Annotated in this window: 6 protein-coding genes and 1 pseudogene; 2 read left to right on the top strand and 5 right to left on the bottom strand. The window is 68.9% G+C overall.

The window, feature by feature from the left end; genetic code table 11:
• Positions 1-122: 122 nt before the first annotated feature.
• The 3 genes from QMG73_RS28950 to QMG73_RS28940 all read right to left on the bottom strand — a co-directional run bounded on the left by QMG73_RS28950 (position 123) and on the right by QMG73_RS28940 (position 4,061).
• Positions 123-2,969, bottom strand: coding sequence for a vitamin B12-dependent ribonucleotide reductase (locus tag QMG73_RS28950; protein WP_281900862.1), 2,847 nt, complete (start codon positions 2,967-2,969; stop codon positions 123-125).
• A 44-nt stretch (positions 2,970-3,013) separates the two neighbouring features.
• Positions 3,014-3,499, bottom strand: coding sequence for a transcriptional regulator NrdR (gene nrdR / locus QMG73_RS28945; protein WP_281900860.1), 486 nt, complete (start codon positions 3,497-3,499; stop codon positions 3,014-3,016).
• Between the two features lie 250 nt (positions 3,500-3,749).
• A complete protein-coding gene (locus QMG73_RS28940; RefSeq protein ID WP_281900858.1) occupies positions 3,750-4,061 on the bottom strand; it encodes a LysM peptidoglycan-binding domain-containing protein in 312 nt (103 codons plus the stop codon).
• A gap of 234 nt (positions 4,062-4,295) precedes the next feature.
• Between QMG73_RS28940 and lexA the strand changes: the two genes are divergently transcribed.
• Positions 4,296-5,093, top strand: a complete 798-nt coding sequence (gene lexA, locus QMG73_RS28935) for a transcriptional repressor LexA (RefSeq protein ID WP_281900856.1) — start codon at positions 4,296-4,298, stop codon at positions 5,091-5,093.
• A 75-nt stretch (positions 5,094-5,168) separates the two neighbouring features.
• Here lexA and QMG73_RS28930 read toward each other — a convergent pair whose 3' ends face one another.
• Together QMG73_RS28930 and hflX are read right to left on the bottom strand one after the other, a co-directional pair.
• Entirely contained in the window at positions 5,169-6,596 is a 1,428-nt protein-coding gene (locus QMG73_RS28930) for a hypothetical protein (RefSeq protein WP_281900854.1), read from the bottom strand.
• A 51-nt stretch (positions 6,597-6,647) separates the two neighbouring features.
• Complete coding sequence (hflX, locus tag QMG73_RS28925) at positions 6,648-8,057, bottom strand: GTPase HflX (protein WP_281900853.1); 1,410 nt, start codon at positions 8,055-8,057, stop codon at positions 6,648-6,650.
• Positions 8,058-8,092: 35 nt separating this feature from the next.
• Between hflX and QMG73_RS28920 the strand changes: the two are divergent.
• Positions 8,093-9,544, top strand: a pseudogene (locus QMG73_RS28920) (malic enzyme-like NAD(P)-binding protein); the annotation flags it as partial.
• Positions 9,545-9,928: the final 384 nt, after the last annotated feature.

Below are 9,928 nucleotides of genomic sequence, written 5' to 3'. Positions count from 1 at the left end.
CTCGGGCGGTCGCCGTCTTTCAGCCATCGGCCGGCGCCGCGACCCTCACTCCTCCGCAGCGCACAGCCTCAGGTTTCGTCTTCGCGCATTCGACGTTGCAGCGAATGCAATTCCGCTCCTTTCTAGCTGCAGCCGCTGGTGGAGCCGCAGCCCTCGCAGACGTAGCAGCTGCCGGCCGGGCGCATCTTGGTGCCGCAGGTGAAGCACAGCGGCGCGTCAGCCGCCTTGCCGATCACGGCCTCCAGCAGCTCGGTCGACGAACCCACGTTGGTCACCGGCTTGGCGGCCGCTGGTGCTTCGGTGGGCTCGGCCGTCGAGGACGACACGATCGGTGCCGATACCGGAGCGGAGGCCGCCATGCCGGCCAGGTCGAGGCTGGCCTCGGCCTCGGCGGCGATCTGCACGGCGCGCTCCTTGGCGGTGAAGATGCCCAGCTCGGCCCGGCGCTCATACGGCAGGAAGTCGAGCGCCAGCCGCCGGAAGATGTAGTCCATCACCGAGGCGGCCATGCGGATGTCGGGGTCGTCGGTCATACCCGCCGGCTCGAACCGCATGTTGGTGAACTTGCTGACGTATGTCTCCAGCGGCACCCCGTACTGAAGCCCTATCGAGATGGCCACCGAGAAGGCGTCCATCACGCCGGCGAGCGTGGAGCCCTGCTTCGACATCTTGAGGAAGACCTCACCGAGGCCGTCGTCGGGGTACGACGAGGCGGTGAGGTAGCCCTCGGCGCCGCCGACCGAGAAGGAGACCGTCTCGGATGGACGCTTCTTGGGCAGCCGCTTGCGCACCGGCCGGTACTCGACGATCGGCTCGGGCGCGGCCGCGACCTCGACCGCCGCGGCCGGCTTCTTGGCAACCGACAGCGGCTGCCCAACCTTGCAGTTGTCGCGGTAGATGGCCAGCGCCTTGAGGCCGAGCTTCCAGCCCTCGAAGTAGATCTTCGAGACGTCTTCGATCGTGGCGGACTCGGGCATGTTGACGGTCTTGGAGATCGCGCCGGAGATGAACGGCTGCACCGCCGCCATCATCCGCACGTGCCCCATCGGCGCGATCGAGCGCTCGCCCATCGCGCAGTCGAAGACCGCGTAGTGCTCGGACTTGAGGCCGGGCGCGTCGACGACGTGACCGTGCTCGGAGATGAACTCCACGATCGCCTCGACCTGCTCCTCCGGGTATCCGATGGAGCGCAGTGCCCGCGGCACGGTCTGGTTGACGATCTGCATCGAGCCGCCGCCGACCAGCTTCTTGAACTTGACCAGCGCCAGGTCGGGCTCGACACCGGTGGTGTCGCAGTCCATCATCAGGCCGATCGTGCCGGTCGGGGCCAGCACCGACGCCTGCGAGTTGCGCCAGCCGTTCTTGTCGCCGATCTTGTTGCCCTGCTGCCACTGCTTGGTGGCCTCACGGACGATCGCGGTGGCCACCGCCCCGGTCGGCTTGATGGCGTCGTTGGCGGCGGCGTGCTTGCGCATGACCCGCTTGTGCGGCTCGGCGTTGCGCGCGTACCCCTCGTACGCCCCGACCACGCCCGCCAGCTCGGCGGAGCGCCGGTAGGCGGTGCCGGTCATCAGCGAGGTGATCGCCGCGGCGACGGAACGGCCGCCATCCGAGTCGTACGGCAGGCCGGAGGCCATCAGCAGCGCGCCGAGGTTGGCGTAGCCGATGCCCAGCTGGCGGTATGCCCGGGTGGTCTCGCCGATCTTCTCGGTCGGGAAGTCGGCGAAGCAGATCGAGATGTCCATCGCGGTGATGACGAACTCGACGGACTTGACGAACTTCTCCACCTCGAAGCCACCGTCGGCCCGCAGGAACTTCAGCAGATTGAGCGAGGCCAGGTTGCACGACGAGTTGTCGAGGTGCAGGTACTCCGAGCACGGGTTGGACGCGGTGATGCGGCCGGTCTCGGGGCAGGTGTGCCAGTCGTTGATCGTGTCGTCGTACTGCAGACCCGGGTCGGCGCACTCCCACGCCGCCTGCGCGATGCTGTGGAAGAGCTTGTGCGCCTCGATGGTCTCGACCGTCGAGCCGTCGAGCCGCGCCCGCAGGTCGAACGGGCCGTTTTCCTCGACGGCGCGCATGAACTCGTCGGAGACGCGCACCGAGTTGTTCGCGTTCTGGTACTGGACGCTGACGATGTCCTTACCGCCGAGGTCCATGTCGAAGCCGGCGTCGCGCAGCGCACGGATCTTGTCTTCCTCGCGCGCCTTGGTGACGACGAACTCCTCGATGTCGGGGTGGTCGACGTCGAGGATGACCATCTTGGCGGCCCGGCGGGTGGCGCCACCGGACTTGATGGTGCCGGCGCTCGCGTCAGCGCCACGCATGAAGCTCACCGGGCCGGAGGCGGTGCCCCCGCTGGAGAGCAGCTCCTTCGAGGAGCGGATGCGCGACAGGTTGACCCCGGACCCGGAACCACCCTTGAAGATCAAACCCTCTTCCTTGTACCACTCGAGGATGGAATCCATCGAGTCGTCGACGGCGAGGATGAAACACGCGCTGACCTGCTGCGGCGACGCGGTGCCGACGTTGAACCACACCGGCGAGTTGAAGCTGAACACCTGGTGCATGAGCATCCAGGCCAGCTCGTGCTCAAAGATCTCCGCGTCGGCGGCGCTGGCGAAGTAACCGTGCTGGTCCCCCGCCGCCCGGTACGTCTTCACCACCCGGTCGATGAGCTGCCGCAGGGACCACTCCCGCTGCGGGGTGCCGACCGCGCCCCGGAAGTACTTCGTCGTAACGATGTTGGCCGCGTTGACGCTCCAGAACTCCGGGAACTCCACCCCCTTCTGCTCGAAGTTGATCGAGCCGTCGCGCCAGTTCGTCATGACGACGTCGCGCCGCTCCCAGGCGACCTCGTCATACGGGTGGACGCCCTCGGTCGTCCACACGCGCTCGACCTTGAGCCCGGTCGACGCCCCTCGCGCCGCTGACCGCCCCTTGCCTGCTGTCACGCCTTCCCCCGACATCTCACATGCCCCCTCGAGACCACACCTAAATTTCCGAACACGTACTACGCGGATGTAGCGGGCTCCCCCACCTTGCCGGCGTCGTCGCGTGACGCCCGTAGCGCGGAGATCTCACGCTCGAAGTCGCCCAGTGACTCGAACGACCGGTAGACGCTCGCGAAACGCAGATAGGCCACCTCGTCGAGCTCGCGCAGCGGCCCGAGGATCGCCAAGCCCACCTCATGGCTCGGGATCTCGGCCGCACCGCGCGCCCGGACGGTCTCCTCGACCTTCTGCGCGAGGAGAGCGAGCGCGTCGTCGTCGACCGGGCGGCCCTGGCAAGCCTTGCGGACCCCACCCATGATCTTCGTCCGGCTGAACGGCTCGGTCACGCCGCTCCGCTTGACCACGGCGAGCACCGCCTCCTCGACGGTCGTGAACCGCTTGCCACACGCCGGACACGACCGGCGGCGGCGGATCAGCTGGCCGTCGTCGGCCTCACGCGAGTCGACGACCCGGGAGTCGGCGTGCCGGCAGTATGGGCACCGCATCGACACACCCCCCTTCCATGTCCTCAGGCTAGGCCCACCCACCGACAGTTTCCGGGCACGCCAATCGAGCACCGCCGTCCTACGCCTGTGGACAACGCTGCGCGTTACGTGTGGGAAACCTGTGGGTAGTTAAACCCAACCTGTGGAGGACTTACACCCCTGTAACTACTACATCTAGGGGTCGACGGTATGCCAGCGGAGGCGCCGGCGCAAGTTGTCCGGCACATCCGACGCGGGCGTGTCGAGGCGACTACCGGTCGTGCGGGAGGATGAGTTCCTGGCCGGCGTAGATGCCGTAGCCGTCGAGGCGGTTGACGCGGCGGATGGTCTCTACGGAGGCGACCGGATCGTGGTCCGGGAAGTGACGGCCAGCGATCGACCAAAGGGTGTCACCCGGCCGGACGACGGTCGTGACGGTCTCCGTGGGTGGATCGGCCGCGCGAGAAGCGGTGGCGCCGAGCGCGATGACGCCCGCCGAGAGCAGAAGGAACAAGGCGAAGAGCACGAACCGGCCCCGCCGAGTGAGCCGCAGCCTGGGCTTGACCTGGACTCTTACTCCCACCGCATGCATGCCGACCCCCAAGATCGAACAGAGGTTCGATAGAACGGACGTACGATTGTGTATCAGAACACGCGTGCGATGTCGAGGTCTCGTGACGCGACACGCCGGGGTGAGGTCGTACAGATGTTTGAAACTAACCGATCTCAGCTATACCGTGAGGCAACCGCTGGAACCATCAGGCAACACCGAGGTAGCGCGGCAGCGGGGCATACCGACTAGAGGGAGGACGGACCCGTGTCGACCAACGACCGGAGCAGCCGGCAATCGCAGCAGCAGAAGGCCGCCAAGGCGGCGCCGGCGCCGTCCGGCCGTAAGCGAAGTTCGGCGCGTACCCGCACCGGCGAGCAGCCGCAGTTGCGCGCGGTCACGCCGGTGGTCAGCTCCTTCCCCGACCTCGTCACCGCCGATCTCACGGCCCGGCAACGCCGCATCCTCGAATTCATCCGCGACTGGGTGGAGAGGTACGGGTACCCGCCCAGCGTCCGCGAGATCGGCGAGGCGGTGGGGCTGGTGTCGCCGTCGAGCGTCGCCTACCAGCTCAAGGAGCTGGAGCGTAAGGGCTTCCTGCGGCGCGACCCGAACAGGCCGCGTGCTGTCGACGTACGGCCGCCGAGCGACCTGCTGGACGACGAGACGGCTCGGGCACAGCGTCCCGCCCCGGCGTACGTGCCGATGCTGGGCCGGATCGCCGCCGGTGGCCCGATCCTGGCCGAGCAGGCGGTCGAAGACATCTTCCCGCTGCCGCGCGAGCTGGTCGGCGAGGGCGAGGTCTTCATGCTCCAGGTCAAGGGCGACTCGATGCTCGACGCGGCGATCTGCGACGGCGACTGGGTGGTGGTCCGGCAGCAGCCGACCGCCAACGCGGGCGACATCGTGGCCGCCATGATCGACGGCGAGGCGACCGTGAAGACGTACCGCCGGCGCGACGGGCACGTGTGGCTCATGCCCCAGAACCCGGCGTTCGACCCGATTCCCGGCGACGACGCCACGATCCTCGGCCGCGTCGTGGCCGTCCTCCGCCGGGTCAAGTAGACCAAACCGGAATACGGGTCAAGGTCCGCCGTGGTCGGCACGGCTCCTAGCCGGATCCGAAGGTTGACGTAAGAGCTAGTACGGGCGGTTGTCCGGGTAGCCGTTCTGGCTCGGCGGACCGCCGTAGACGTTCGATCGGGGGGTGCCGTAAACGCCCCCCGAACCTCCGCCTCCCGAGCCACCAGCCGGGCGCGAGCCGTAGACCTGGCCCGCCGGCTGATAGTCGTCGGCCGGCCGGCCCCCGCCGCCGAACCCGTTCTGCCGGTCGTAGTCGTCGTATCCGCTGCCCGCGTACGGACGGTCGGCGCCGACGCTCGCCGTGGCCGCGGCGTTGCCCGCTCCCGGCACCGGCTGCCGCCCCACGGTGGGGTCGGGCCCGCCCTTCTTCTTGCCCTTGGCACCAGCCGGCTCGGCCGACGGGCGCCGCCTGCGGGCTTGCAGGATGCCGAAGACCCCGGCGCCCACGAGCAGCGCGCCGAGCACGCCGACAGCACCGATCATGTACGTGATGTCTTTCAGCGTCAGCCCGTCGACCCACGAGCGGGAGTTACCCGCGGATTCGCCGCCCACCGTCGCCGCGGTGGTCGCTTTGGGGGCGGTCGTCGACGGCGTGTACTGGTACAGGACGTTGGCGACGTTGGAGTCGAGCTCACCCAGGTCAGAGACCGTCAGGAAGCTCTTGCCATCCGCGCTGTACGCCAACGCCTCGCCGAACTGGTCGCTGACGAGCGCCGTCACCCGTGGCGAGCCACCGGTGAGCGCCTTGACCACGTCACCACCCGACACGTCGTACTCGAACGCGTCGGCGTAGGTGCGCAGCGCGACCTTGCTGCCGTCGGGCGACCGGGCCGCGCCGGTGACCATCAACCGCCCGATCGCGCCGAACGGGTTGTCGGTCGTGGTCTTCGGCAGCGTGACGTCGCCCACCTTCGTCATCGCGACCGGGGTCTCGTTGTTGGCCTTCATCGTGCCCGCCGCCGGGCTGTAGAGGCCCGCCTTGCCACCGGTCTTCGTGATGACGATCGGCGTGCCGTCGCCGTTGATCAGAAGCGCCTCGGCGTCGTGCTTGCCGTCCGGGTAGCTGAGCCGATGGATCGTCGGCTTCTTCGACCCGTCGACCGGCATGCTCCACAGCCCGATGCTCGACCGCCGCTCGGTGCTGTCGGGGTTGTCGCCGATGTCGGCGATCCAGAGCGTCTTACCGTCTGGCGACACCGCGAGATCTTCGGTGTCGCGGGGGCCGGCGCCGCTGTACTGGATGCTTTTCGTGACGGCGCATTTGCCACTGAGGTAGAAGATGCGCTTGCGACTGGCCTGCTCACTGCTGTCATTGATGGTGATGTAGCCGTTGGAGGTCGCGACCAGTCCGGACAGCTCGTCGAGCTTGCTGTCTGTGATCGTGCAGACCTTCTTACCGGCGGCCAATGCGGGGGTCGCCGAAGCGACCAGACTCAATCCCACCAGGCCAAAGGCAGCCAGGCTGCACGCAACCACACGACGCATCCGTTCAGTGTCGCATGTCGACGCCTACCGCCGGGTAGCCGATTTGATCGGTCACCCGGCGTGAGCGAACGGTGCCAGCTCTGCCGCCAGCGCCTCGTCGACCCGCACGTGGATCTCGGTGCCCGCGCCGGTGTGCTCGGTGCCGAGCACCTCGCCACGCCGGTGCACCCGAGCGACCAGGTCACCCCGGTCGTACGGCACGGTGGCCCGCACCTCGACGGCCGGCCGCGGCAGGCGCGTCTCGATCGTGGCGCGCAGCTCCTCGATGCCCGTGCCCCGTCGGGCCGAGACGAAGACCGCCTCGGGCCACGCGCGCTTGAGCCGCAGCAGCGTCTCCTCGTCGGCGGCGTCGATCTTGTTGACCACGAGCAGCTCGGGCAGCTTGTCGGCGCCGACCTCAGCCAGCACCTCGCGTACCGCCCGCACCTGCCCCTCGGGATCGGGGTCGGCGCCGTCGACCACGTGCACGACCAGGTCGGCGTCGGCCACCTCCTCCAGCGTCGAGCGGAACGCCTCGACGATCTGGTGCGGCAGGTGCCGGACGAATCCGACCGTGTCAGCGAGCGTGTAGATCCGGCCGTCGCCGGTCTCGGCCCGCCGCGTGGTCGGGTCGAGGGTGGCGAAGAGCGCGTCTTCGACCAGTACACCTGCGCCTGTCAGCCGGTTGAGCAAGCTGGACTTGCCCGCGTTGGTGTAGCCCGCGATGGCTACCGCTGGAACCAGGTTTTTCGCCCGGCCCGCGCGCATGGTGTGGCGAACCGTGCGCATCGCCTTGATCTCCCGGCGCAGCCGGGAGATGCGCATGCGGATGCGCCGCCGGTCGGTCTCGAGCTTGGTCTCACCGGGACCGCGCAGGCCCACGCCGCCACCGGCGCCGCCGCCGCGCCCGCTGCCGCCGGACTGCCGCGACAGCGCCTCACCCCAACCACGCAGGCGCGGCAGCAGGTACTCGAGCTGCGCCAGCTCGACCTGTGCCTTCCCCTCCTTGCTCTTGGCGTGCTGCGCGAAGATGTCGAGGATCAGCGCGGTGCGGTCGATGACCTTGACCTTGGTGCGCTGCTCCAGGTTGCGCAGCTGGGACGGGGAGAGCTCGCCGTCGCAGATCACGGTGTCGGCGCCGGTCGACTCGACCACCGAGTCGAGCTCGTCGACCTTGCCCCGGCCGACGTAGGTGGCGGGGTCGGGGCGCGAGCGCCGCTGGATCAGCCCTTCGAGCACCTGCGAACCGGCCGTCTCGGCGAGCGCGGCCAGCTCGGTGAGCGAGTTTTCCGCGTCGGTGACGCTGCCCTCGGTCCAGACGCCGACCAGCACGACCCGCTCCAGCCGCAGCTGGCGGTATTCGACCTCGGTGACGTCGGTGAGCTCGGTCGAGAGTCCGGCGACCCGGCGCAGTGCGTGCCGATCTTCCAGCTCCAGCTCACCCGTCGTAGCTTCTTCGCTGGATAGAACGATGTCCGGCAAGCCTGTCTCCCCTGTCCGTTTGGTCCGACCCGTCAATGGTGGCACGCCGGTCCCCGGATCGCACCTGCTTAACCGGCGCTGGTAACAATGACAACGTGCCGACAACCCGCCTGCCCAGCGCCGGTTTCTCCATCACCATCCGGGTCAGCGTCACCGCCGACGCCTCGTCGATCGGCCGGCTGACCACCTGCGTCGGGGAGGCGGGCGCGATCGTCACCGCGCTCGACGTCGTCGACTCCGACCACGTGCGAGTCACCGTAGACCTCACGTGTGACACCGCCGACTCGACCCACGCCGACCAGGTGGTCAAGGCGCTCGAGGTGCTGCCCGGCGTCACCGTGCACAAGGTCTCCGACCGCACGTTCCTGCTGCACCTCGGCGGCAAGATCGAGGTGACCCCGAAGGTCGCGCTCCGCAACCGCGACGAGCTCTCCCGGGCGTACACCCCCGGCGTGGCCCGCGTCTGCCTGGCCATCGCCGAGAACCCGGAAGACGCCCGCCGCCTCACCATCAAGCGCAACACCGTCGCCGTGGTGACCGACGGCACCGCCGTACTGGGCCTCGGCAACATCGGTCCGGCCGCGTCGCTGCCCGTCATGGAAGGCAAGGCGGCGCTGTTCAAGCGGTTCGGCGGGGTCGACGCCTGGCCGGTCGTGCTCGACACCCAGGACACCGACGAGATCGTGCGGATCGTGCAGGCGATCGCGCCCGCGTACGGCGGGATCAACCTGGAAGACATCGCCGCGCCGCGCTGCTTCGAGATCGAGGCGCGGCTGCGCGAGCTGCTCGACATCCCGGTCTTCCACGACGACCAGCACGGCACCGCGATCTGCGTGCTGGCCGCGCTGACGAACGCGCTGCGCGTCGTGGGCAAGCGCCTCGAGGATGTGCGGGTGGTCGTCTCCGGAGCCGGCGCCGCGGGCACCGCGATCATGAAACTGCTGTTGCGGCAGGGGGTCGGCGACATCATCGCGTACGACCGGAAGGGCGCCCTTCACCTCGATATGCCCGACCTGTCCCCGTCCTGGCGGTGGCTGGCCGAAAACACCAACAAGAATGGGTACGCGGGCGACCTGCCCGGCGCCATGCGTGGCGCGGACGTGTTCATCGGCGTCAGCGCGCCCAACCTGCTCACCGGCGACGACATCGCGGCGATGGCGCCCGGTGCGATCGTGTTCGCCCTGGCCAACCCCGACCCCGAGGTCGACCCGCGCGAAGCCCGCAAGCACGCCGCGGTGGTCGCGACCGGCCGCTCCGACCAGCCGAACCAGATCAACAACGTGCTGGCCTTCCCCGGCGTGTTCCGCGGCATGCTGGACGCCCACGCGACCGAGTTCACCGAGGAGATGGCGCTGGCGGCGGCTCGCGCCATCGCCGACGTGGTGGGCGAGGAAAAGATCAACCCGACGGTCATCGTCCCCAGCGTCTTCGACTCCCGCGTAGCCCCCGCGGTAGCGGCCGCCGTAGCCGCAACCGTAACCCGCCCGTAGCCCCGCGCCGCGCCGGGCGCGCACCGCGCCACGCCGCCACGCACGCCCGCAGCCTCGCACGCAGCGCCGCCTCGCGCGCAACGCCGCGGCGCCTTCTCCGCCGATCAAGGGCGAACGCACGTGGTTGGATCGCTTTCCACGTGCGTTCGCCCTTGATCGATGGAGATCTCCTTGATCGCGGAGCGATTGGGGTCCGACGTTGGCCTGAGATCCCCGGGTGTAAGGCGGTGCGTCATCGCGGCCGGGGCCGACCGCCGGGTTTGAGGGGGTTTGGCAGCGGCATGTCGCCGCGCCCCGCGCGCCGATCAAGGCCATTCGCGTGGATCAAGGACGAATGCACGCAGAAATGCGATCCAACCACGTGCGTTCGCCCTTGATCGG

It is taken from the genome of Phytohabitans aurantiacus, assembly GCF_027923225.1.
Lineage (GTDB): Bacteria > Actinomycetota > Actinomycetes > Mycobacteriales > Micromonosporaceae > Phytohabitans > Phytohabitans aurantiacus.
Note: the sequence above shows the minus strand (reverse complement) of the source record. Positions and strands in the feature narration are given on the sequence as shown.

What these genes read in the sequence shown, in the direction of transcription:
- QMG73_RS28950 (WP_281900862.1), bottom strand. Translation starts at nt 2,969, where the DNA reads ATGTCGGGGGAAGGCGTGACAGCAGGCAAGGGGCGGTCAGCGGCGCGA.
- nrdR (WP_281900860.1), bottom strand. Translation starts at nt 3,499, where the DNA reads ATGCGGTGCCCATACTGCCGGCACGCCGACTCCCGGGTCGTCGACTCG.
- QMG73_RS28930 (WP_281900854.1), bottom strand. Translation starts at nt 6,596, where the DNA reads ATGCGTCGTGTGGTTGCGTGCAGCCTGGCTGCCTTTGGCCTGGTGGGA.